General features: G+C 60.9%; 21 protein-coding genes. 8 read left to right on the top strand and 13 right to left on the bottom strand.

Translation table 11 applies throughout. From position 1 onward, the window contains the following. Window positions 1–68: 68 nt before the first annotated feature. On the bottom strand, window positions 69–203 hold the full coding sequence (locus tag CTR55_RS18260) for a hypothetical protein (protein WP_296288239.1): 135 nt from the start codon (window positions 201–203) through the stop codon (window positions 69–71). 757 nt (window positions 204–960) lie between these two features. After that, window positions 961–4,653, bottom strand: coding sequence for a methionine synthase (metH, locus tag CTR55_RS18255; RefSeq protein ID WP_296288238.1), 3,693 nt, complete (start codon window positions 4,651–4,653; stop codon window positions 961–963). 171 nt (window positions 4,654–4,824) lie between these two features. Between metH and CTR55_RS18250 the strand changes: the two genes are divergently transcribed. Next, entirely contained in the window at window positions 4,825–7,113 is a 2,289-nt protein-coding gene (locus CTR55_RS18250) for a fatty acid cis/trans isomerase (protein ID WP_296288237.1), read from the top strand. A 233-nt stretch (window positions 7,114–7,346) separates the two neighbouring features. Beyond that, a complete protein-coding gene (gene nfuA, locus CTR55_RS18245) occupies window positions 7,347–7,931 on the top strand; it encodes a Fe-S biogenesis protein NfuA (RefSeq protein ID WP_296288236.1) in 585 nt (194 codons plus the stop codon). A gap of 251 nt (window positions 7,932–8,182) precedes the next feature. Here nfuA and CTR55_RS18240 read toward each other — a convergent pair whose 3' ends face one another. The 5 genes from CTR55_RS18240 to lpdA all read right to left on the bottom strand — a co-directional run bounded on the left by CTR55_RS18240 (window position 8,183) and on the right by lpdA (window position 12,414). Beyond that, window positions 8,183–8,425: a DUF1272 domain-containing protein gene (locus CTR55_RS18240; RefSeq protein WP_296288235.1), complete on the bottom strand. Its 243-nt coding sequence runs from the start codon at window positions 8,423–8,425 to the stop codon at window positions 8,183–8,185. Between the two features lie 44 nt (window positions 8,426–8,469). Beyond that, entirely contained in the window at window positions 8,470–9,474 is a 1,005-nt protein-coding gene (locus tag CTR55_RS18235) for a GlxA family transcriptional regulator (protein WP_296288234.1), read from the bottom strand. 100 nt (window positions 9,475–9,574) lie between these two features. Next, window positions 9,575–10,120: a DUF4256 domain-containing protein gene (locus CTR55_RS18230; protein ID WP_296288233.1), complete on the bottom strand. Its 546-nt coding sequence runs from the start codon at window positions 10,118–10,120 to the stop codon at window positions 9,575–9,577. Between the two features lie 377 nt (window positions 10,121–10,497). After that, window positions 10,498–10,767, bottom strand: a complete 270-nt coding sequence (locus CTR55_RS18225) for a hypothetical protein (protein ID WP_024763325.1) — start codon at window positions 10,765–10,767, stop codon at window positions 10,498–10,500. Between the two features lie 246 nt (window positions 10,768–11,013). Beyond that, window positions 11,014–12,414 (bottom strand): dihydrolipoyl dehydrogenase, encoded by a 1,401-nt coding sequence (gene lpdA / locus CTR55_RS18220; RefSeq protein ID WP_296288232.1) that lies wholly within the window; start codon window positions 12,412–12,414, stop codon window positions 11,014–11,016. 238 nt (window positions 12,415–12,652) lie between these two features. On the opposite strand from lpdA, the gene CTR55_RS18215 reads away from it, so the two are divergent. From CTR55_RS18215 to ppk2, 5 genes are all read left to right on the top strand, one after another. Further along, window positions 12,653–13,774 carry a M14-type cytosolic carboxypeptidase gene (locus CTR55_RS18215; protein ID WP_296288231.1) on the top strand — a complete coding sequence of 374 codons (1,122 nt, stop codon included), beginning with the start codon at window positions 12,653–12,655 and terminating at the stop codon, window positions 13,772–13,774. Window positions 13,775–14,049: 275 nt separating this feature from the next. Then, window positions 14,050–14,205 (top strand): hypothetical protein, encoded by a 156-nt coding sequence (locus CTR55_RS18210; RefSeq protein ID WP_296288230.1) that lies wholly within the window; start codon window positions 14,050–14,052, stop codon window positions 14,203–14,205. A 338-nt stretch (window positions 14,206–14,543) separates the two neighbouring features. Continuing rightward, entirely contained in the window at window positions 14,544–14,936 is a 393-nt protein-coding gene (locus CTR55_RS18205) for a hypothetical protein (RefSeq protein ID WP_296288229.1), read from the top strand. Between the two features lie 137 nt (window positions 14,937–15,073). Continuing rightward, window positions 15,074–15,520 (top strand): PaaI family thioesterase, encoded by a 447-nt coding sequence (locus tag CTR55_RS18200; RefSeq protein ID WP_296288228.1) that lies wholly within the window; start codon window positions 15,074–15,076, stop codon window positions 15,518–15,520. A gap of 277 nt (window positions 15,521–15,797) precedes the next feature. Next, window positions 15,798–16,715 carry a polyphosphate kinase 2 gene (ppk2, locus tag CTR55_RS18195; RefSeq protein ID WP_296288227.1) on the top strand — a complete coding sequence of 306 codons (918 nt, stop codon included), beginning with the start codon at window positions 15,798–15,800 and terminating at the stop codon, window positions 16,713–16,715. A 194-nt stretch (window positions 16,716–16,909) separates the two neighbouring features. Here ppk2 and CTR55_RS18190 read toward each other — a convergent pair whose 3' ends face one another. Continuing rightward, the gene (locus tag CTR55_RS18190; RefSeq protein WP_296288226.1) at window positions 16,910–18,148 is read right to left on the bottom strand and encodes a tetratricopeptide repeat protein; all 1,239 of its coding nucleotides are present in this window, start codon (window positions 18,146–18,148) and stop codon (window positions 16,910–16,912) included. Between the two features lie 256 nt (window positions 18,149–18,404). Here CTR55_RS18190 and CTR55_RS18185 point away from each other — a divergent pair, with 256 nt between their 5' ends. Beyond that, window positions 18,405–18,650: a hypothetical protein gene (locus tag CTR55_RS18185; RefSeq protein WP_296288225.1), complete on the top strand. Its 246-nt coding sequence runs from the start codon at window positions 18,405–18,407 to the stop codon at window positions 18,648–18,650. A gap of 241 nt (window positions 18,651–18,891) precedes the next feature. Here CTR55_RS18185 and CTR55_RS18180 read toward each other — a convergent pair whose 3' ends face one another. From CTR55_RS18180 to CTR55_RS18160, 5 genes are all read right to left on the bottom strand, one after another. Beyond that, window positions 18,892–19,398, bottom strand: a complete 507-nt coding sequence (locus CTR55_RS18180) for a BRO family protein (protein WP_296288224.1) — start codon at window positions 19,396–19,398, stop codon at window positions 18,892–18,894. A 222-nt stretch (window positions 19,399–19,620) separates the two neighbouring features. After that, on the bottom strand, window positions 19,621–19,833 hold the full coding sequence (locus tag CTR55_RS18175; protein WP_296288223.1) for a KTSC domain-containing protein: 213 nt from the start codon (window positions 19,831–19,833) through the stop codon (window positions 19,621–19,623). 11 nt (window positions 19,834–19,844) lie between these two features. After that, window positions 19,845–21,617 carry an ATP-binding protein gene (locus CTR55_RS18170; protein WP_296288222.1) on the bottom strand — a complete coding sequence of 591 codons (1,773 nt, stop codon included), beginning with the start codon at window positions 21,615–21,617 and terminating at the stop codon, window positions 19,845–19,847. Further along, window positions 21,601–22,788, bottom strand: coding sequence for an SIR2 family protein (locus CTR55_RS18165; protein ID WP_296288221.1), 1,188 nt, complete (start codon window positions 22,786–22,788; stop codon window positions 21,601–21,603). Before CTR55_RS18165 ends, CTR55_RS18170 begins: the two co-directional genes overlap by 17 nt. A 66-nt stretch (window positions 22,789–22,854) precedes the next feature. After that, window positions 22,855–24,015 carry a catalase family protein gene (locus tag CTR55_RS18160; protein ID WP_296288220.1) on the bottom strand — a complete coding sequence of 387 codons (1,161 nt, stop codon included), beginning with the start codon at window positions 24,013–24,015 and terminating at the stop codon, window positions 22,855–22,857. Window positions 24,016–24,253: the final 238 nt, after the last annotated feature.

Below are 24,253 nucleotides of genomic sequence, written 5' to 3'. Positions count from 1 at the left end.
CTAATCCGTTATCCTCGATCCACCAGGGAAAGGCTGTGGATCACCCCTGAGCCTGCTGGTTGGGTCAATTACTGACCGCCGCCACCGCCGCCACCATTCGGCTTGGGAGCTGGTGCCGGTGCCGGTGCCGGTGCCGACTTCCGCTTGCAGCAACCGCCTGCCAGTTCGGATTTGGCCAGTTGCTCGCGCTCGATTTTTTTCATGGTTATTTTCCCTGTGTATCAGTTTTCAGATTGATTTTTTCTTGTGCCGGAAGGTTATGGATCTTCCTTGCTCCCCTTCTTCAAGTGAGTGTCGGAAGAGGGGCATGCACCAGGGTTCGTATAGGCTGAAACCGTTTCCTGAGTGAAAGGTTAATTCCGGCGTAGTCGTTGTAAGGTTTTTTTTGTGAAATTGAGCATGTCGGCCAGAGTGAGGTGCGTCGGTATAAAAACTTTGACTCATACAGTTCCGAGATTCGCAGGGGCTGGTGAATGCAGGGCTGGAGCCGTTCAGTTGAAGTTTGAATTCGTGAAGAATATTCGACGCGTGAGCGTAAGTTAATTGTCTTTATTGGGTGGTGCGCAATGGGGTTAAATTTATATCGTTGTCAGAAATGTCTGATATCAGGGGGTGTGTTTCGGTGAAGCCTGAATATTCGAGAGGGCTAATTTTAAAACTCAATTCTTGAGCGAAAGATTGCAAGTTTTCGAGTTGGGCGCTTTCGACGATTCAAGATGCCCACACGCGTGGTGTTGGCTGATGACGCAGAGGGGGCGGAAAAACGACGAGGGATTAATTGCCGCTCCAGCCGTTATGGAACGGTTCCTGAAGTGCGGCACCCTGGCCTGTGGGGAAGGAGGAGAAGGGGACGAGCACGGGCGGTGGAGGGGCAATTCACCCGTGATCGGCAGTGGGGGCTGGGCGGGACGAGGTGTCTCCGCCCAGATTTCAGGGACTATCGATCGTAGCCGGCGAGTTTCAGTTGTCGTACCCCAGGTTCGGCGACAGCCAGCGCTCGCTGGTGGTGATTTCCTGGTCCTTGCGCGCGCTGTAGCGTTCGATCTGGTCCTTGTCGACCTTGCCCACGGCGAAGTACTGCGCCTGTGGGTGGGCGAAGTACCAGCCGCTGACGGCGGCGGCGGGGAACATGGCGTAGTGCTCGGTCAGGGTCACGCCGGAGACGCCCTTCGGGTCGAGCAGCTTGAACAGCGTGCCTTTCTCGGTGTGGTCCGGGCAGGCCGGGTAGCCGGGCGCCGGGCGGATGCCGACGTACTGCTCCTTGATGCGCGCCTCGTTGTCCAGGTGCTCCTCGGGCTGGTAGCCCCAGTATTCCTTGCGCACGCGCTCGTGCAGCCATTCGGCGCAGGCTTCGGCGAGGCGGTCGGCGAGGGCCTTGACCATGATCGCGCTGTAGTCATCGCCCTTGGCCTCGTAGGCCTTGGCCACTTCCTCGGCGCCGATCCCGGCGGTGGTGATGAAGCCGCCGACGTAGTCCTGCACGCCGCTGTCCTTGGGCGCGACGAAGTCGGCCAGGCTGAAGTTCGGCTTGCCGTCGGGCTTGATGGTCTGCTGGCGCAGGTGGTGCAGGGTGGCCAGCTTGTGGCCATCGTCGCCGTAGACTTCCAGGTCGTCGTGCTGCACCTGGTTGGCCGGCCAGAAGCCCAGCACCGCACGGGACTTGATCAGCTTCTCGCCAATCAGCTTGTTCAGCAGTTCCTGGGCATCGTTGAACAGGCTGGTGGCTGCTTCGCCGACGACTTCGTCGGAGAGGATGCGCGGGTACTTGCCGGCCAGGTCCCAGGAGATGAAGAAGGGCGTCCAGTCGATGTACTCGACCAGCTCGTTCAGGTCGATGTCATCCAGCACCTTCACGCCGGTGAAGCTCGGCACCGGCGGCTGGTAGCCGGCCCAGTCGAACTTGGGCTTGGCGGCGATGGCCTGCTCGTAGGTCAGGCGTTCGGTGCGCGCGCTGCGGTTGGCGGTGCGCACACGAACCTCGGCGTACTCCTCGCGCAGTTTGCGGGCGTACTCGGGTTTCATTTCCTTCGACAGCAGGGTGGTCGCCACGCCCACCGCGCGGGAGGCGTCGGTGACGTAGACCACGGCGTCGTTGCTGTACTGCGGGTCGATCTTCACCGCCGTGTGCGCCTTGGAGGTGGTGGCGCCGCCGATCATCAGCGGCAGGCTGAAGTTCTGCCGCTGCATTTCCTTGGCGACGTGGACCATCTCGTCCAGCGACGGTGTGATCAGGCCGGACAGGCCGATGATGTCGCACTTCTCGGCGATGGCGGTCTGGAGGATCTTCTCGGCCGGGACCATCACGCCCAGGTCGACGATGTCGTAGCCGTTGCAACCCAGCACCACGCCGACGATGTTCTTGCCGATGTCGTGCACGTCACCCTTCACCGTGGCCATGAGGATCTTGCCCTTGGCTTCGGGCTTGTCGCCTTTGGCTGCTTCGATGAAGGGGATCAGGTGGGCCACCGCCTGCTTCATCACGCGGGCGGATTTCACCACCTGCGGCAGGAACATCTTGCCGGCGCCGAACAGATCGCCGACCACGTTCATGCCGGACATCAGCGGGCCTTCGATGACCTCGATGGGGCGCTCGCATTTCAGGCGGCACTCCTCGGTGTCTTCGACAATGTAGGTGGTGATGCCCTTGACCAGCGCGTGCTCCAGGCGCTTCTCGACGCTATGGCTGCGCCATTCCTCGTTTTCCACTTCCTTGGTGGCGCCGCCGCCCTTGTAGTTGTCCGCGATAGCGAGCAAAGCCTCGGTGGCGTCCGGGCTGCGGTTGAGCACCACGTCCTCGACCTTGTCGCGCAGCTCCTGCGGGATCTCGTCGTAGATCTCCAGCTGGCCGGCGTTGACGATGCCCATGGTCAGACCGTTCTGGATCGCGTAGTAGAGGAACACCGAGTGGATCGCTTCGCGCACCGGGTTGTTGCCGCGGAACGAGAAGGACACGTTGGACACGCCGCCCGAGGTCAGGGCGTAGGGGAGGTTGTCGCGGATGTAGGCGCAGGCCTCGATGAAATCGACCGCGTAATTGTTGTGTTCCTCGATGCCGGTGGCGACCGCGAAGATGTTCGGGTCGAAGATGATGTCTTCCGGCGGGAAGCCCACTTCATTGACCAGGATGTCGTAGGAGCGCTGGCAGATTTCTTCCTTGCGCGCCTGGGTGTCGGCCTGGCCGGCTTCGTCGAAGGCCATCACCACCACGGCGGCGCCGTAGCGCTTGCACAGGCGGGCGTGGTGCTTGAACTGCTCGACGCCTTCCTTCATGGAGATCGAGTTGACGATGCCCTTGCCCTGGATGCACTTCAGGCCTGCCTCGATCACTTCCCACTTGGAGGAGTCGATCATGATCGGCACGCGGGAGATGTCTGGCTCGGAGGCGATCAGGTTGAGGAAGCGGACCATGGCGGCCTTCGAGTCCAGCATGCCCTCGTCCATGTTGATGTCGATCACCTGGGCGCCGGCTTCCACCTGCTGCTGCGCCACTTCCAGCGCTTCGGCGTAGTTCTCCTCGCGGATCAGCCGGGCGAACTTGGCGCTGCCGGTGATGTTGGTGCGTTCGCCGACGTTCACGAACAGCGAGCTGCGGTCGATGGTGAACGGCTCGAGGCCGGACAGCCGGCAGGCGCGGGGAATTTCCGGGATGGCGCGCGGGGCGTACTTGGCCACGGCCTTGGCGATGGCCTCGATGTGCCCCGGTGTGGTGCCGCAGCAGCCGCCGATGATGTTGAGGAAGCCCGAGGCGGCGAACTCTTCCACGACCACGGCCATTTCCGCCGGGGTCTCGTCGTATTCGCCGAAGGCGTTGGGCAGGCCGGCGTTGGGGTGCGCGGAGACGTGGGTCGCGGCCTTGGTCGACAGCTCTTCCAGGTACGGCCGCAGCTCTTTCGCACCCAGGGCGCAGTTCAGGCCGACGGAGATCGGCTTGGCGTGGCTCACCGAGTTCCAGAACGCTTCGGTGGTCTGGCCCGACAGGGTGCGGCCGGAGGCGTCGGTGATGGTGCCGGAGATCATGATCGGCAGTTCGACGCCCAGCTCTTCATAGACGCCTTGCACGGCGAAGATCGCGGCCTTGGCGTTCAGGGTGTCGAAGATGGTCTCGATGAGGATCAGGTCGGCGCCGCCCTCGATCAGGCCACGGGTGGATTCGCTGTAGTTCTCCACCAGTTCGTCGAAGGTGACGTTGCGGAAACCAGGGTCGTTGACGTCCGGGGAGATCGAGCAGGTGCGGCTGGTCGGGCCGAGGACGCCGGCGACGAAGCGCGGGCGGTCAGGGGTTTCGGCGGTCTTGGCGTCAGCGACTTCGCGGGCCAGGCGCGCGCCTTCCACGTTCATCTCGTAGGCCAGTTCCTGCATGTCGTAGTCGGCCTGGGACACGCGGGTGGCGTTGAAGGTGTTGGTCTCGAGGATGTCGGCGCCGGCGTCCAGATAGGCTTTCTCGATGGCCTGGATGACGTCCGGGCGGCTGAGCAGCAGCAGGTCGTTGTTGCCCTTCACGTCGCTCGGCCAGTCGGCGAAGCGCGTGCCGCGGTAATCCTCTTCCTGCAGCTTGTAGCTCTGGATCATGGTGCCCATGCCGCCGTCGAGGATCAGGATGCGCTCCTTGAGGGCTTGCTGGAGGGCTTGCTGGCGTGCGGCACGGTCGATCATGGGAATACCTGGAAAAGGGCGTGACGAAAGGTCGCTGATGATAACAAAGCTGCAGGAAATTTGACCTTCCCGGGTTTTACATGAAGATTGCTCATGTTCAGCCTTTGGTTGGAGCGCATTGTGGCGGCACTCCCGCTAGAATCCGCTCCATTCTGATGTTCGGAGTCCTTCATGTCCCTGCGAGCCCGTTTCACGTTGCTCATCGCATCCCTGGCGTTTTCGGCGCAGGCCTTGGCGGGAGGGCTGTCCTACACCCAGGATATCCAGCCGATCTTCACCGAGAAATGCGTGGCCTGCCACGCCTGCTACGACTCGCCATGCCAGCTCAACCTGACCGCCGCCGAAGGCGCGCAGCGCGGAGCGAACAAGCTGCCGGTGTACGACGGTGGACGCAGCAAGGCGCAGGACCCGACGCGGCTGTTCCTCGACGCCCAGGGCGCGGATGCCTGGCGGCGCAAGGACTTCTGGTCGGTACTCGACGGGCGCGGCAGCCAGGCGGCGCTGATGGCACGGATGATCGATCTCGGTCATGAGCATCCGCTGGTGCCCAACGCGAAGATTCCGGATGGCCTGGACCTGTCGATCAACCGCACCAACCAGTGCCCGACGCCCGACAGCATCGACGACTTCGTGGCCAAGAACCCGCTCAGCGGCATGCCCTTCGCCGTCACCGGCCTGACCGACAAGCAACTCAAGACCATCAAGACCTGGCTGGCCCAGGGCGCACCGGTGGACGAGCAAGCCTGGCAGCCGAGTAGCGAAGAGGCGCAGCAGATCGCCGAGTGGGAGGCCTTCCTCAATCAGTCCGGCGCACGCCAGAGCCTGGTACAGCGCTGGATCTACGAGCACTTGTACCTTGCCCACCTGTACTTCACCGAACGCGGCGAGCCGGGGCATTTCTTCCAGCTGGTGCGTTCGCGCACGCCCAGCGGCCAACCCATCGACCCCATCGCCACGCGCCGGCCGAACGATGATCCGGGCAACACCTTCTATTACCGCCTGTGGCCCATCCAGGGCGTGATCGTGCACAAGACGCACATCACCTATCCACTCAACGAGGCGCGGCTAAAGCGTAACCAGGAGCTGTTCTACGGCACCGCCTGGAATACCGACAAGGTTCCGGGCTACGGCCTGAAACATCGCGCCAACCCATTCGAGACTTTTGCGGCCATCCCGGCCAGCGCGCGCTACCAGTTCATGCTGGACAACGCCGAGTACTTTGTCCGCACCTTCATTCGCGGACCGGTATGCCGTGGGCAGATCGCCACCGACGTGATTCGCGACAACTTCTGGGTGGTGTTTCAGGACCCCCAGCACGACCTCTACGTCACCGATCCGAAATTCCAGCACCAGGCCTCGCCCCTGCTCGCGTTGCCAGGGCAGATCGATGACGTTGGCAGCATGTTGTCGCAATGGCGCTCCTACCGCGACAAGCGCAACCAGTACGAAGAGCTGCGCCAGGATGTCTACGACGAAGCACCAGCGCCGACCTGGGGAGATATCTGGGCCGGCAACGACAACGGGGTGCTGAGCATCTTCCGTCAGTACGACAGCGCCTCGGTGCGCAAGGGCTTGATTGGCGGCGTACCGCAGACCATCTGGTGGATGGACTACCCCTTGCTGGAGCGTACCTATTACGGTCTGGTGGTGAATTTCGACGTGTTCGGCAACGTCGCCCATCAGGCGCAGACGCGGTTGTACTTCGACCTGATCCGCAATGGCGCCGAGCAGAACTTCCTGCGCCTGATGCCTGTCGGCGCGCGCAAGGAGCTGCTCGATGACTGGTACCAGAACAGCGGGAAAATCAAGATGTGGGCCGACTACTACAGCAATGACAGTGACCAGCCAACCGGCCTGTTCCTGCCGGAGAAGGGCGCCAAGCTGGCCTTCGCCAGGGAGTTGCTGAAGAACTACGTGGCGCTCAATGCACGGCCCGACCCGATCAACCTCTGTGAGAATGGTGCCTGCTACCGCAACACCGTGGCGGCGCCGCTGCAGGACGCCGAGCAGGCCTTCAGCCGACTGGTCAGCCGCCCGGCGGCCGGACTGCCGGTGATCGACCAGTTCCCCGAGGCGACCATGCTGCGCGTGGAACTGCCGGACGGGCAGCGTGAGATCTACACCGTGCTGCGCAACCGCGCGCACAGCAACGTCGCCTTCATTGCGGGTGAATCCATGCGTTACCAGCCGGGGCTGGACACCCTGACCATCTACCCCGGTGTGCTGTCGAGCTACCCGAATTTCATGTTCAACCTGAAGGCTGGCGAGGTGGGCGATTTTGTCGCGGCGCTGGAGCAGGTGAAGACGGCGGTGGACTTCGAGAAGGTCGCCGACCGCTGGGGCGTTCGTCGCAGCCATCCGCAATTCTGGTTCTACTTCCACGACCTGGATGCCTACCTGCGCGAAACCGAGCCGGTAGAGGCGGGCGTACTGGACATGAACCGCTACGAGAACCTCTGACGGCGCCCATCCTGTAGGAGATTCTATGTCTACCCCAGCGCCGGTCTTACCGACGGACCGCCATCCTACGACGTGTTCCTCCTACCTATTAATCACCCTGTAGGATCAAGGCGCCCCTCGATCCTACAAAAAAGCGGTGCAGCCCCACTGCGAATTACTCCTACTAAAACAGTAGGGCTTTCTCCCATACCCCCGAATGGCGTAAACTGGCGCCACGTTTGCGAGGAGTTGCCATGAGCGCTATCACCATCACCGAAGCTGCACAGGATTACCTGGCCGAACTGCTGTCCAAACAGGACACCCCCGGCATCGGCATTCGCATCTTCATCACCCAGCCCGGTACCCAGTACGCCGAAACCTGCATTGCCTACTGCAAGCCGGGCGAGCAGAAGGCGGAAGACACCCCGGTTGGCCTGAAAGCCTTCACCGCCTACATCGACGCCATCAGCGAGCCGTTCCTGGACGACGCCGTGGTCGATTACGCCACCGATCGCATGGGTGGCCAACTGACCATCAAGGCGCCCAACGCCAAGGTGCCGATGGTCAATGAAGACAGCCCGCTCACCGAACGCATCAATTACTACCTGCAAACCGAGATCAACCCCGGTCTGGCCAGCCACGGCGGCCAGGTGAGCCTGGTGGACGTGGTCGAGGACAACATCGCCGTGCTGCGTTTCGGCGGCGGTTGCCAGGGCTGCGGCGCGGTCGAGATGACCCTGAAAGACGGCGTCGAGAAGACCCTGATCGAGCGCATCCCGGAGCTGAAGGGCGTGCGTGACGTCACCGACCACAGCAACCGCGAGAACGCCTACTACTGAGTCAGGCGTACGAGCAGCGAAAAGGCGACCTCGGGTCGCCTTTTTCGTTGGTGTGACTCTACGCAGATGTCATCGTAGAAACGTAGGGTGAATAACGCCTCAGGCGTTATCCGCCATTGCGGCGGATAACCCGTTCCGGGTTATGCGCCCTACGCGCTGCAGGCCGGGTTTGGCGCGCTTGGTAGGAGCGAGCTTGCTCGCGAACCGATTTGGCAGGTGGATTGCCGGGGACGCAGCCGTATGGCCGACCTTCAGCCCTGGCAGCCGGCGGCCTTGAGCACCCGCTGGGTCGAGGCCGGATTGGCCGCCAGCTTCTCCAGTGGGCGGCGCGGGCGCGGCACAAGCTCGCCGCCGCAGTTCGGGCAGCGGCCGTGCAGCACCTGCTCGGCGCAGTCGCTGCAGAAGGTGCATTCGAAACTGCAGATGTGTGCATCGGCGCTGTCGCCGGGCAGGTCGCGGTCGCAGCACTCGCAGCCGGGGCGGAGTTCGAGCATGGCAGGCTCCTGAGATAGAGAGAATCTGAGTGTTGTCATGGTTGTCAGTGCAACTGGCCGAAGCGCTCGGCGTAGTCCTGGGGGCTGATCGCCAGGTGCTTGTGGAAGGTGCGGCGCAGGTTTTCCGGATGGCCGAAGCCGCACAGCCGCGACACCGTGCTGATCGACGCCTGGGCGTCTTGCAGCAGCGCGCGAGCGGCTTCCAGGCGGACACGCTCGACATAGCGGCCAGGCCCCATGCCCAGCTCGTTGATGAACACCCGCGACAGCGTGCGCGGGCTCATGCAGGCCTGCTCGGCCAGGGCCTCCAGCGACAGGTCGTCGCCCAGGTGAGCCGGTATCCACTCCAGCAGCGCGGCCAGGCGCGGCGTGCGGGTGGGCTCGGGGGTCAACCAGTGACTGAACTGCGCCTGCCCGCCGGGGCGCCTGAGGAACATCACCAGGCGCCGCGCCACAGCCAGGGCGAGGGCTCGGCCGAGATCAGCTTCCACCAGCGCCAGGGCGAGGTCGATGCCGGCGGTGACGCCCGCTGAGGTGAACACATGGTCGTCACCGTCGCGGCGCCGTGGATCGTAAGTGTGCAAGCGGTCGCCCTGGACGAGGACTTCGGGAAAGCTGGCGCACAGCTGATCGACATCCGCCCAGTGCGTCGTGGCCGGGCGACCGTTCAGCACGCCGGCGGCCGCGAGGATCAGCGCGCCGGAGCACACCGACCCGAGCCGGCGCACCTGTGGTTCGGCGGCCGCCAGCCAGTGCAGCAGCTCGCTGTTCGCGCATTGCGCGGGGACGCCCAGCCCGCCGGGCACCAGCAGCGTATCGAGGGTGACGGGGTCGACTTCGCGCCAGGCCATATCGGCACAGATGCGTATCCCGGCCGAAGTGGCCACCGGCCCGGCCTGTTCGCCCAGCACCAACAGCTCGTAGACCGGCGCCAGACCCTGGCGCTGGTGCTCGACGTTGGCGGAAGCGAACACCTGCAGCGGCCCGGTGATGTCCAGGCTCATCACCTCGGGGTAGAGCAGGCAGGCAACGCGGCGCGGCGATTCCATGGCAAGGCTCGTTCAGATGGTGCCACGAGTGTGGCGATGACTGACGCTGGCGGCAATGTCAGTCATCCCATGGATATTGCCAAACTGCCGGTGTTGCGCGTCAGACCTTCAGCACACCGCGAAAGCCGCGCGCGGCGTAATAGGACTGCACTCCGTTGTGGTAGGTGAAGACCCGCTCATAACGACGGTCACCGAACAGCGCGCCGTCCAGCTTGCGCATGGAGCCAGGGGTGCGCAGCCAGCTGGAAGTCTTCTGATCGAAGCTGCCCAGGTCCTGCAACTGGCGGTACTGTGCCTCGTCGAGCAGCTCGATGCCGATCTGCGCGGCCAGTTCGGTGGCACAGCCGGCGGGCTTGTCCTTCTTGCGGGCGTCCAGCGCCTCGCGGTCGTAGCAGAGGCTGCGGCGGCCGTTCGGGGTTTCGGCGGAGCAGTCGAAGAACAGGAAGGCGCCGCTGGCGCTCTCGCGGCCAACCACGTCGGGCTCGCCGCCGGTGGCCTCCATCCGCTCCAGTGTCTTGAGTTTGGCCGGGGCGGGCTCCAGGCGCGCCTGGACTTCCGCCCAGGTGATGCCGGCGTGGCGCTCGGGGTGCTGGTCGAACCGCGCCTGCAGTGTCGCCAGCAGAGTGTCGTGCTGCTTCGCATTCATCTTGCTTTTTCTCGGCAGGGGCTGAAGGTCTGAGAGTAAAGCATCAATTGCGTGGCCCGCCGCTCAGCAGGCGCCGTCCGGCGCTTGTGATCGGTAATGCCAAGGCTTACCCGCAAGGGGGCTCACGGCCGTCGCGGGTAAGGCCTTCCAGTTTCAGGTCGGAGTTGTCGAACTGGCGCTGATGCTGGCGCTGACCGTACCCCGCCGGTAGCTGGTTATCGGTCGCCGCACCCGCGAAACCCGCACCGAATTGCGGCTTTCTGACGAGTGGGATGTGCGTTTTCGGAAACGAAGCTGAAACGATGCGGCAGGAGAGGTGACTGAAACGGCGAAGCCCGGCTTGGGGCCGGGCTTCGGGGGAGGTACCAATCTGCGGATCAGGCGGGCATGTGCCATTCCTGCAGGCGGTAGCCTTCGCGGTTCAGCTCGTCGCGGGCCTGGTTCAGCAGGCCTTCGAGCTGTTCCGGGTCGGAGTACGCGGAGCTGGGAATGCGGGTGAGGCCCAGCAGGCGGGTACCGGTGCGATCGAGGACGGACAGGTCGAGGCTGCCGTCGCCCCCTTGGTCAACCCAGGTCACACAATTGAAGGGTTGGAAGGCTCGTCCAGTGATCAGCAGAGCCTCGTTGAAACGAAGAGTCGCATGCATGGTTGTGATCTCTCTGCGGGGTAATCCATTGCGAAGGTGGCGAAAGCAGTTCATCCACTTTCGTGTTCGTTCACGCAATTGATGGTTTCAGAGTCGAAGAAAGTCACAGCCCATGTCGCGCTTGTACACAAAGTTGTCGCAAATAAAACCGATTTAAGCGCTGCAGGCCCCGTCAGCCGTGGCCTGCAGCGCTATGGCGGGTGCGCCATCGCGCCGCACATACCGCTCGTCAGAAGCGATGAGCGGTCAGGCCTGCATGGCCCAGCCGTCCACGTTCATCGCCGCCTGGCGCAGCGCCTCCGAGCGCGTCGGGTGTGGGTGGCAGGTACGCGCGATGTCCTCGGCGGCGCCGCGGAACTCCATGGCCACGCAGTATTCCGCGATCATGTCGCCGACGTTCGGGCCGATCATGTGCACACCGAGGATCTCGTCGCTGCGCTCGTCCGCCAGCACCTTCACGAAGCCTTCGGTCTCGTGGTTGATCTTTGCCCGGCTGTTGGCGGTGAAGGGGAACTTGCCGACCTTGTAGGCGCGGCCCTCGGCCTTGAGCTGCTCCTCGGTCTTGCCCACGGTGGCGACTTCCGGGTGGGTGTAGATCACGCTGGGGATCACGTCGTAGTTCACTTCCCCGGCCTTGCCGGCGATCAGTTCGACGCAGGCGATGGCTTCGTCCTCGGCCTTGTGCGCGAGCATCGGGCCGGAGGTCACGTCGCCGATCACCCAGATGCCCGGCACGCTGCTGCGGTGTTCGTGGTTCTCCAGCATGCCGCGCTTGTCGGTGGTGAGGCCCACGCTTTCCAGCCCGAGGCCCTGGGTATAAGGGCGGCGGCCAATGGCGAGCAAAACGTAATCCGCCTGGATCGACTCCGCCGCGCCGCCGGCGGCTGGCTCCACGCTCAGGGTTACCTGCTTGCCGCTGACCTTTGCCTGGGTGACCTTCGAGCCGAGCTTGAAGCTCATGCCCTGCTTGGTCAGTGCGCGCTGGAAGGTCTTGGCGGTTTCCAGGTCCATGCCGGGGCAGATACGGTCGAGGTATTCGATGACCGTGACTTCCGCGCCCAGGCGGCGCCACACCGAGCCCAGCTCCAGGCCGATGACGCCGGCGCCGATCACCACCAGGTGCTTGGGTACTTCGGGGATGGACAGCGCGCCGGTGGAGTCGAGGATGCGCTGGTTGTCGACCTCGACACCCGGCAGCGGGGAGGGCTCCGAGCCAGTGGCGATGATGATGTCCTTGGCGGTCAGCGTGCTCTTGCTGCCGTCAGCGGCAGTCACTTCGACCTTGCCCGGCCCATTGATGCGGCCCCAGCCCTTCACCCAGTCCACCTTGTTCTTGCGAAACAGAAACTCCACGCCCTTGGTCAGCGCGGTCACGCTTTCCGTCTTCTGCTTCATCATCTGCGCCAGGTCCAGCTTGGGTTTGACCTGGATGCCGAGGTTGGCGAACTCGCCGCCGGCCGCCGCTTCATACAGCTCGGACGCATGCAGCAGTGCCTTGGACGGCATGCAGCCGACATTCAGGCAGGTGCCGCCGAGGGTTTCGCGGCCCTCCACGCAGGCGACTTTCAGGCCCAGCTGGCCCGCGCGAATCGCGGCGTTGTAGCCGCCGGGGCCGCCGCCAATGACGATCACATCGTATGCGCTCATGCAGTGTTCTCCGCAGTTGGGGATGAGTCCGTTGGAAAAGTGGCTGTTGGAAAGAGTGAGTCGAGGTTAGCCGGTGGTTGCTGGATCACCAGCGCAGGGCCGCGCCAATCCGTTACCTGATTTATATTACATATATAATATATTTGCACGGGCAAGTCGCCGCTACATGACAGACGCAGCGGGGAGGGCGAAAATGCCGGGCTTTGGCGCCTCAGGTTCGTGCGCCTACGGAGAATTCATGAAGATCGACTGCGATTTCGACAGCGGCAACATCCAGGTCATCGACGACAGCGACCCGCGCCACGTGCGCCTGGCGCTGCGCCCGGACACGAAAAGCCCGCACTTCCAGTGGTTCCACTTCAAGGCCGAGGGCCTCGAACCCGGCCAGCAGTACCAGTTCAGCCTGACCAACACCCCCGGATCCAGCTACACCGGCGGCTGGCCGGGCTACAACGCCGTGGCCTCCTACGACCAGCGTGACTGGTTCCGCGTGCCCAGCACCTATGACGCCAATGGCCTGCACTTCAGCCTCGACGCCGAGCAGCCCCAGGCCTGGTTCGCCTACTTCGAGCCCTACAGCCGCGAGCGCCACGCCGAACTGGTGAAGCGCGCCCAGGCCAACGGAGCCGAACTGCTCGCCACCGGTCACAGCCTCGAAGGCCGCGAACTACCCCTGCTGCGCATCGGCAAGGGTGCGGCGGGTGCGCGCAAGATCTGGCTGATCGCCCAGCAGCACCCCGGCGAGCACATGGCCGAGTGGTTCATGGAAGGCCTGATCGACCGCCTGCAATCTGCCGATGCCGACATCCAGCGCCTGCTGGAGCGCGCCGACTTCTACCTGGTGCCGAACATGAACCCGGACGGCGCCTTCCACGGCCACCTGCGCACCAACGCCGCCGGCAAGGACCTCAACCGTGCCTGGGCCGCGCCCAGCGCCGAGGAGAGCCCCGAAGTGCTGTTCGTCCAGCAGCAGATGGCCCAGTACGGTGTGGACCTGTTCCTCGACGTGCACGGCGACGAGGAAATCCCCTTCGTGTTCGCTGCCGGCTGCGAAGGCAACCCGGAGTTCACCCCGCGCCTGGACCGCCTGGAAAGCCTGTTCCGCGAGCGCCTGGAAGCCATCGGCGAATTCCAGAGCGTGCACGGCTACCCGAAGGATGCTCCCGGCCAGGCGAACCTGACCCTGGCCTGCAACCACGTTGGTCGCACTTACGATTGCCTGTCCCTGACCCTGGAAATGCCGTTCAAGGATCACAACCTCTCGCCCAACGTGCGCACCGGGTGGAGCGGGGCGCGGTCGAAGGCGCTGGCTGTGGCTGTGCTGGTGACGGTGGCAAGCCTGATCGACGAGCTGCGTTGATTCGTAAGGCGTACAAGCGTTCGTGGTTGTACGCCGTGGTACAGGCTCTTTATAGGAGCGAGCTTGCTCGCGAACAGCCCAGCGTTGGTGCAGCAGGGGAACTCGTTCGCGAGCAAGCTCGCTCCTACAGGTTGTTCGTCAGCCATGCCACTATCGCGTGGTGTTCCTACACCTCACCCGCCTGACCGTTCGGTCAATCCATCCTGCTTGGCTGTTGAATCTTCCTACGCGCGTGCTAGTCCAATAAAGGAGGCATCAGCACGCAGGAGGTGCGTATGACTCGACATCGCAAGCTGTTGACCCCGCAGGTCATCGAAGACCTGCAGGAACGCATGGACGCTCTGGACGAACTGGACTTCAGAGAGCGCCGGGAAGTGCGCAAGAACCGCTCGGGCGAACACAGGCCCCGCACTTTCGCTGGCGCGGCCTGAGCAAGCGGGCCCAGGGCCCGGCCTCACTGGCGCCTGCGCCAGCCAAGGAGACACGCCAAGGCCGATTCGGCATCCCGCCGGACCGGCCTTGGGTGACGTTAATTCCCTGATAATTCATTTCGTCGGACAGTGTTTGGTATTCCGCGCTGCGGTTCCGCTTCCGACATCCATTTCCTCACGGAAAACGGCATCCCAGAGCGGTTCGTATCTGTAACGTCGTGCTTACCCAATCGCTGTTGTCTTACAGAGAAGCCCCTGTAAACTTGAACTGCTTCACATAAAATCGGGTCTTCCGTTAGTGCATTTCGCTCTACCCCGCAGCAGTCAGAAGTAGCCCCATGGAAAACCACAGCACCCCCCTGGGTCCAGTCCCCGCACATCTGGTTCGCGAGGCCGTGGCCAAGAAAACCGGCCTGGGCTGGGTGATCGAATTCAACATCGCCACCTGGCTCAACCTGGCCGTGCGCGACGACACCGCCATCGCCCTCAAGGTCAGCTACCTGGACGGCGAAAAGCCTCGGGAAGTGCTGGTCGACAAGGGCAATATCTTCGGTGCCCAGCGCATCCTGCTGTGCGGCATCGCCCGCCTGGGGGTAAACCAGAAGCTGGAATCCATGAGCCTGTCGCTGGAGACCCGTTCGCCGATCCAGTCGCTGCTGGTCGAGGAACTCTTCGTCCAGGCCGTTGAGCGCCAGACCGAGAAGAAGAGCGGCACCCGCAAGTCGCGCTGAGCATTCATCGCCTAAAGGCCACCTGAAAGCAGCTATCGGCGGGCATTCCCGCTGTGCATCAGGCTTCGCCGGGGTTGCGGCCAGCGGGTCGGAACAGGGAACATCGCCACGCCCCATTCCTGGCTTCCGGACGTTCCATGCCACTCGATATCGACCAGCTCAAGCTCTACACCGCCCACCGTGGCATCGCCATCCCCATGCTCGACTTCCTGCAGTTTCGCCATGCCCCGGCGGCGGACGGGCCGGGTTGCCTGGTCGTGCGTGTCGAACCGCAACTGGTGAACGGTTGGGCCAATGCCCATGGCGGGCTGATCATGACCCTGCTCGACGTCGCCATGGCGCTGAGCGCCAGCGATGCCGACGAAGCCGGCCGCGGCGTAGTGACCGTCGAGATGAAGACCAGCTTCCTGCGCCCCGGCGGCGAAGTGGGCGAGGTGCTCGAAGCCCACGGCAAGGTCCAGCATCACACCCGCTCCATCGCCTTCTGCGAGGGCGAGCTGCGCAACAGCCAGGGCCTGGTCGTCGCCACTGCCTCCGGCACGTTCAAATACGTCAACAAGCCACGTCCGCTGGCTGACGCCTGATCTTTCCTTTCTTCGCGGTGCTGCGCCTGGCTCCGCGATCCTGGCAGCCGTCCCTGCAAAGCAACCGCGAACACGGGTAACCGTTCGGCAGCGGAGGTGAGCTGTTAAGACCTTCTTAATGTATTGGGTGTCAGATCGAGGAGGGCTCTAAACCGGGCTTTGTAAGAAATATCTTTCACTGGCTGTAATGAATTCGTCATAAAGCGTGGCTACATTTTTCTGTCATGAAAATGTCACTCAATGTGACTGAGCCAGTGACGGCACAAGGCAACCCACCATGCTGCTCGATGACAAGAACTTCCCTCGGCGCGTCCAGCGCGACCTGCTGGATGACCGCGACGAAGAGCTCGAACTCGAACTGTTCGACGAACTCTACGACTTCGAAGGGCTGCGCCACGGCAGCCTGCAGACCCATGAGGAACGCCTGGCACGCCAGCGTTACTTCCACACCCTGTTCAGCCTGCAGGCCGAGCTGGTCAAGTTGCAGAACTGGGTGGTGAAGACCGGCCACAAGGTGGTCATCCTCTTCGAAGGCCGCGACGCCGCTGGCAAGGGCGGCGTGATCAAGCGCATCACCCAGCGCCTCAACCCGCGTGTGTGCCGGGTCGCCGCGCTGCCCGCACCGAACGACCGCGAACGCACCCAGTGGTACTTCCAGCGCTTCGTTTCGCACCTGCCGGCGGCAGGTGAGATCGTCCTGTTCGACCGCAGTTGGTACAACCGCGCTGGCGTCGAGCGGGTGATGGGCTTCTGCTCGGACGACCAGTACGAAGAGTTCTTCCGCAGCGTGCCTGAGTTCGAACGCATGCTCGTGCGCTCCGGCATCCAGGTTCTCAAGTACTGGTTTTCCATCTCTGACGAGGAGCAGCACTACCGTTTCCTCAGCCGCATCCACGATCCGCTCAAACAGTGGAAACTCAGCCCCATGGACCTGGAATCCCGCCGCCGCTGGGAGTCCTACACCAAGGCCAAGGAAGTGATGCTCGAACGCACGCACATCGCCGAGGCGCCCTGGTGGATCGTCCAGGCCGACGACAAGCAGCGCGCGCGGCTCAACTGCATCAGCCACCTGCTGAGTCAGATCCCTTACCAGGAAGTGCAGCTGCCCGCCGTCAACCTGCCCGAGCGGCAGCGCCACAAAGGCTACCGCCGGCATCCCACGCCGCAGGAATTGCAGGTGCCGGAAGTCTACTGATACCACCCCGCGATATGCCGTGTGGCCTTTGTAGGATGGCGTGGAGCGCAGCGATACCCATCAAGCCTTTTCGCGCCAGCGGCATGGGTATCGCTTAGGCTCCACACCATCCTACGATCTCTATCCGGGTCAGCACCGGCCTGCGCTCGGAACAGGAGCGGGCAATGCCCGCGATCCGCGCGCAGGGTGCGCCCTCACTTGGCCAGGCTGCGCACGTTGTAAATGCCGTCCGTAATGGCCTCGCAGAGGAAGTACGGCATCCATTCCTCCCAATGCCCCTTGGCCACCGGCGATTCGTAACGGCACAACAGCCCGCCCTCGGCATCGAACAGCCCCCAGGGCTGCAACTCGCCGTCCTTCAGCTTGCTCTGCACCCTGATGCCCTGGTAGCTGGCGTTACAGCCCACATGGAAGGCCTCCATCCGCCAACGCACCGGCTCGTGCGGCGGGAAGGGCTGCGCGTCCAGGAAACCGAACAGATCGTCATGGCTCAGCAGGCTCTGGCGGATGGTCGGCCACAGGCTGCGGCGCAGGAAGTACTGGTCGGCGAAGCGCTTGTGCGCCTCTTCCTCCTTCAGGTACTGCGCGATCAGCTCGCGGATGCCCGGCAGGTTCGGGTTGTGGCAGCCGGCCCACATCCCTGCCAGCAGCAGTTCGGTATGGCTGAAGTAATCGCGCATGTGGTGGTACCAGAAGCCGCTCTGCAGCCAGGCTTCCACTGCCGCGCGGTCTCGCTCGGAAAGTAGCGCGTCGGCATCGCGCACCTGGAAGCGCGAAACCTCGGGGTCTTCCATTACCAGGAAGCGCCACATGGTCGGTGGAATCGCCTGGCGGGTCGCCTCGTCCACCTGCACCACCTGTGCACCGGCCGCCGTCAGACGGGTCAGCACCGCCGGTGGCACGGAATCATCCACGTAGAAGCGACAGCGCCAGCCGGGGAACAGGTCGCGCGCGGCCTCCACGTTCTTCAGTGCGCTCTCGCAATAGCGTGGGCGGGCGCCAAACAGGGAGAAGACGATCAGGTTGCGCTCCGGGTTTGCGCCGTCGAATGGTGCTGGCGGCGTGTCGGGCAATGGGTAAGCGGGGAACTGGCTGTACTTCTGGTCCGCCACGCTAAGCGACAGGTTGCCGTAGCGACGCACCAGGTCCTCCCGCTTCAACCAGCCGCAGACCTCGGTCAGCCCATCCAGCGCGGTGCCGGGCATCTTTTCCTCACCCAGCGTATGCAGCAGCTTGAGGTAGGTCTTGTAGGCCTGCTCGTAGTCCTTGGTGCGCATCAGGCACAGGGCATAGTCCGCCAGCAGCGTGGGATGGTTCGGGGCGATTTTCAGCGCCTGTTGCGCCGCCTCGCGGCCCTGCTGGTAATTCCCTTTGGCCAGGGCTGCGCGAAAGGTAGCGGCCAGCTTGTTCAACTTCTTCTCGACGGCAGACATGCAGGAACTCTCCGAAGCACGACGGCGGCGGATTAGCCTGCACGGAATGAGCAGCCCGCCCGCCTTCGATCGCGTGGAGCACAAGGCTAGGGGGCCGCCCGTGATGGCTCTATCGGAGAATTCCTGCGCGTAGCGGCGATAATTACGAAGTCTCTCGCGGCCAACTTCGGCGGCTGATGCAGGGCTGCTGCGCTTCTGCCAAGAGCTGCCGCTCCGGCCTGCGATCTGATGTGGACGGCCTGTCCGCTTCTTCACCGTGCGCCGCAGCGACATGGGTGGCAACTCCAGCAACCCCCTGGGCGAATTCCACTGTAACGAACCCGGCGATTACCAGATCACCTGCCTGACCCCGAATCACATCCGCCCCGGCTTCCTCCTGGAAGTGACGCCCTACGTCTCGCCGGGCGGCGTCGTCCCGCTGATCCTCGGCACGCTGCTCGCGTCCTTCATGACTATCGGCGGGCTGATAGTGACGCTCCTCAAGCTGGGCGGGCAGCCCTGACGACACCGCGCCGTGACGCACCAGTAAGATGGGTGGAGCGCAGCGATACCCTTCGACACCCACCCACCGTCAGCATGGGTATCGCTCCGCTCCACGCCATCCTACGAACGGTATTTCCCGGTGAACCCGCAGGGCGTACAGCCGCCGCGGTTGTACGCCGCCATGCCTCGCGCCGCTGGTGGGTTCGGTGCGGCCCGGGCCTCCGGCCAAACGGCGGATAACGCGTACCGCGTTATGCGCCCTACGTCCGCAACCGCTTCGCCCAACCCCGCCAGCCGCTGCGCCCGGCAATCGGCGAACGCCCGCCCAGCACGCGAGGCAGGTCGCCGAAACTCACCCACAGGTCGTCCTGCCAATCCAGCACCCGCAGGCATTGCCGGTCGAATTGCAGTTGCACATGGCGCGGGCCGGCGGGGTTGAACTGGCTGCGCACCTGCGGCACCACCGTGCCGCTGATCCAGCGCCGCAGCGAGCCGTAGTCCGGCACGTTGAACAGCACCAGCGCCTGGTACACGGCGGATTCGCTCAACAGCACGTAATCGAGCTCCAGACCGTCCTCGGTCAGCAGCCGCTCCTGACGAATCTGGTCGTCGGCCAGGCGCATGGCCATGCGTTCTTCGTGCGGGTAGCCCGTCACGCGGCAGAAGTCGGAGAGGAGGAACCAGACCTGATCGTCGATCAGCAGGGCGCGCAGGGTGCGGCGATTGCGGAGGAAGGGGAGTGGGGTTGGCAGGGAAGAATCGTCCATTTCAGTCGCATCTCTACTACGAGCAGACCACCTACGGACGATGTTGGATCAGCAGCCACACGAACCAACACGCCGCGTTCCGGTGGACGGCCCAAATGGTTGGGCCGCCGATACAGATCGGCGATTGTCTCTGGAGTTTCGGGCTGCTAATCCCGGCCCCATTGATTTGATGGGGCCGGGAAATAGTATTTGTGGTTTTTGATATGGTCAAGCTTTATTGCTTCATTGCGTTCGTTGATATTGATAGTGGTTTTTAATGTTGGCCGCCAAGTACGAACCATGAGAGTTGGAATTCATAAGTTCGTTGTAGGTGCTTTCTGAAATTCCATAGTATTCATAAATACTTCCGTTGTTAAACTCTACTTCAAGAGTCTCTGTGGATGGGTTGTACCCAATTGATGAAATATTGCTGGACTGGACTGGGGTTCTTTCCATGAGTTGTTCTCCTAGTTTATGGATTGTTTGCGCCAAGCTAATATTAGTTCCGAGTAATCTTCGTTGGTTTTTTCTTTTCTCCACGATTGGTAAACGTCCGGATCTTTGCTGTTGGGGTACTTTCCTTCGGGCAGTTCGGTGAACTTGCAGCGTGTTGGTAGCTTTGCTGCTTCCCCAACAATTATGGCCTCTCCTGTTCTGAGGATAGGTAATGAATCAATTATGCCGGATAGTCCCTCGGACATTGCTGATTTTACTATCGAGCGATCAGTTGAGTTGTTAATTCGAAGAGAGATTATGGTTCCGCATTGAGAGAGAATGGTTTCGTCTATCTCTGAGGGTCTTTGGCTTACCAACATTGACCCTGCTCCAAATTTTCTCCCCTCTTTTGCTATTTTTTGAACCATCGATTTTGCTAATCCATTCTCTGACTTGGAGAGATATCGGTGCGCTTCCTCCAGCACCAATAAGAGAGGCTTTTCTCTCATTCCTGAAATGCTGTTTCTCCCCCATATTGCGGTCTCGAACAATATGTCTAGAATTGCACCAAGTAAGAGGCTTAGTCTTGCAGATGGCATGCCGGATAGATCTAATATTGTTATTGGTTTATCATGGCCTAGCCAATCTTTTATGAGGTCTCCGAGGTCTTTCTCGATTTTTCCGTCCTTGTCTGGATTCCAAGGTCCAGGGTCAAGCAAAAAAGAGTATTGCGTATCTATTAAGCGGGACTTCATTAAGTCAAGTTGCTTTCTGAGAAGCCCTTGTCCACCTTTGAATGGCGAATTTTGACCCGCACCGGGAGGGAGGAAGCGAGGGGGGGAAAGTTTTTCAAAGTCTCCTTTCTCATCTCCTTTGTAAGCGGGGATTGTTTTGTCTTTATCTTCCCAGTTGACAGTGTCCTCAAAGCAGAGTTCATGCCATATCTTTTTAATTCTATAGGGGAGTGGCGTTCTATTGGTTATTTTTTCGGGGTCAATGTCGTCTAAGTTGTTCGCGTTAATGGCGTGCTTTCGCTCTTCCACGGACTTGTCTAGATATAGAGCTCTGGTTGACTCGTTAAGTGTGCCAAAGAGGAAGTCTATTAGGCTTTCAGGTGATAGGCACCAGAAAGGGATAAACAGTTTGTTGTGTGGGGAGTCGATGGAGAATGTCTTTGCATGATCGCTCAGGGCGGAAGAGTACTCTCCATGAATGTCAATTAACAAAATTCTTGCAGATGGGAGTTTTAATTCATTGTCTTGCCCGGAAACAAGTGAGCGCAAAATGCTGGCTGTGCTAGTGGATTTTCCCGCGCCAGTAGAACCAAGAATTGCTGAGTGCCTAGATACAAGCTTGTTTAAGTCAAGGCTAACCTTGATGCTGTCGGAACTAGAAAGTGTGCCGATCTCAAAGTGGTCTTGCAGGCGCTCTCCAAAGATTTTGCTGAGGTCCGAGTCAGTCACGATATGAACTTCGTTTCCTATGTTTGGGTACTCACTTATTCCTCTTTCAAATTCCCCTCCAACTATTTCGCCGATTAATTCTATTTTAATCCATCGCCGGTCAGGAGATATTGTTTCTTGTTCTTCGATTTTTCCTGATTCGCTTGAACCTGATATTATTGCATATAATTTGTTGTATCCTAATGGGATCTTGACGAAGCTGCCGACCTGCCCAACTCTATAGTTTTGACCCTCTAGGATTACAACTCCAGACTCTACTGAATCTGATAATTCAACGGTCGCAGAGGAGCTAGAAACAGAACTGATTGTTCCAAGTAATGTTGGGTTATTCATCTGGTGCATTTTCCGGCTCCTCCTCAGTTACGCTTATCGTTTCTAAGGTGTATTCAGCACCTGCGGCTGCTAGAAATCTTGAGAGCATGCTGAAGTCACCCAATAGGAATTGTTCGTCTTTGTAATACTCGTCCCTGAAGTTCTTCCAGTTTCGGGCAGGTAGACTGCCGATTTTCCACCTTGCCTCGGTGCCATTGATAACTGCTCCGTCTCGGCAATAGGCACTAATTCCCGGGCATTTAATTGCCAGGTCTTTAATGTATATTTCGCTCTCAAGGTTTCCGTACTGGAATGCGAATAGAGCAGATGATGGGTTCGCTAGGAGGCTTTCAAGTAATTTTGAGGATATGTGGGCGTCCGCGAAAGAGAATCCAGTTGAGAGGAGAAGCGTGTCCGGTTCTAGGATGAAGTTTTTCAATCGCTCGAAGAGAGACGAAAATGGGGCAGCTTGAGTCTGGTCGTACTTGATGTGCGAGGGATAGACCATATTTGCGGTTTTTGATCTAGGTATCCTTGTCACTTCATTTTTGTTGTTCTTTTCCCAACCAATTGAGCCGTGCAATTTCCATAGCCTCACCCATCTTGGAGGAAGGTCATTTCGAGAAATTGTAGACGGGTCGAAAAAAGCGCTATCAGAGCCGCTAAATTCATCAAAATACGGTGTTTTGGCGCGCTCTAAGGCCTGTTCAAGGAGTAGGTCATAGTTCGTGGTAAATATTTCAACCCCATATTTTCTGGAAATACCATTTATCCATGAAACTAGCTCGGTGTAGGGGTTCTGTCCGACAGGGAGCACTTGGTCTACTTCATCTCTAATTGCGTTGCATATGTTTTCGGAGAGATTTTGGTAGTCTGTTGAGTTGTAATTGTTTATTTTATTCTCGCCGATCACCTCAGAAATTGTTCTTATTTTGCTAAGCACCTTTTCTAAGTTTGGTTCGGAAATTGATGATTCTAGTGAGTTGTAGGCTGAGAGGTCGTCGGCGCTTAATTTTTCTTTTACTATTTTCGTTAGGCCGGCAAGGTTTGGTATAAGCGACTTCCATGTTTCGTCTTTGCTGATGTTTATGCTGACCGGTGCGCCTGCCCCAAGTAGTATTCCAATTTTTTTCTTCCCATTACTAGCGATTTGTCTAAAGGAGAATATATATTGATCTGGATTGTGCGAGGTGCGTTTCATTGCTCAACTCCAAATTAAAGAATCGTGTTTGGCACATGTCCATTGATTAATATTGTTTGGATGATTTTAGTGTGTCTGGTCATTCAATCCATTCCGCTCATGCCGATAAACACTCACCGCCTCATAAACCGCCTTCCTTAGCCGGTTGATTCCACCAATCGGGCGGTGTTCGGGGAGGGCGTGCCACGGGTTGTAGGAGAGGTTGTCGCAGGCGAGGTTCTGCTCGCGGCTGTCGAAGTCCTGGGCCGGGATGCTGACGGTGGCGACGGTCTGGAAGGGCGCGTCCTTCTCGCTCCATTCGACGCTGACGTCTTCGATGGGCATGTATTGGCTCGGGTCCTGTTTCTGCACTTGCAGGGCGAAGCAGGCGGGGGTGCGGTCGACCGAGAGTTGCTGGTACATGGCGGTGCGCAGGAAGTTGGGCAGCTTTTCGTTGAGCTTGGGCAACTGGTAGGCCGGGCAGCCTTCGCTCAGCGGGATGACGCGGTACTTGATGTTGTTTGCCTCGCCCAGCTTGTAGGGGGCGATGCCGTTGTAGCCGGCTTGCAGGGGGCTGCTCGGGGCGGGGGCGAGGGTTTGCAGTGCGATGATCAAGTGGCGGATTTCCCAGGTGCTCGGCTTCCAGCTGGGGAAGAACGCGGCGACCTTCTGGCCGCTGGCTTGCGCGGCGAAGTTCTGCCGGTATTCGGCGACGTCGCGGACGAAGAACACCGAGTGGTTGAACATGACGAAGTCCTGTTCGGTGTCGTGGCCTTTGCCGGGCATCAGCTTGGCGCCGGGCACGTCGAGCAGTTTGATGGCCATGCCGCGGGCGTCGCGGGCGCTGTCGAACTGCGGATAGGCGTTGCCGTTGGAGAAGCGGACCATCGCCTCCCATTTGTGCCCCGGCTCGGCGAACACACCCTGGCGCAGGCCGGGAGCGAGGTCGCTGCTGACCGTGACTTCGGCCTTCACGCAGCCGTGGGCCTTGGCGTGGGCGTCTCGCAGTACGCGGGTGTTGTCGCGGTGCTGTTCGACGATGCGCACGGCGTCTTCGATGATGGCCTGGGTGAGCTGGGCTTCGCCCGCCGGGATTTCTTCCTGGGCGGAGACGGGGCCGGAGAATTTCCACGCGTAGTAGAGGCTGCCGATGCCCCAGCCGAGCAGGCCGATGGCGGCGACGGCGAGGAGCAGACGGCCGAGCCATTTGCCGAGGAAGAGCCAGATTCGGGTGAGCAGGGAGCGCATGGCACGGGGTCCTTTGGTGTTCTTTTTATGGAGGGGATTCCGTTCCCTGGCCCTTGCGGGTGTAGCGGGGTGGGCCTGGTGCGGGGTGTTTCCCTCTCCCTGGCCCTCTCCCTGAAGGGAGAGGGGGCGGATCGGTGTTCAGGCGGTGCTGCGGAGCGTGGGGCATCTGTAGGAGCGAGCTTGCTCGCGAACCCGCCCAACGCCGGAGCTGCCGGGGCTGTTCGCGAGCAAGCTCGCT

The organism is Pseudomonas sp. (assembly GCF_002796985.1).
Classification (GTDB): domain Bacteria; phylum Pseudomonadota; class Gammaproteobacteria; order Pseudomonadales; family Pseudomonadaceae; genus Pseudomonas.
This window is presented reverse-complemented; position numbering and strand designations above follow the sequence as displayed.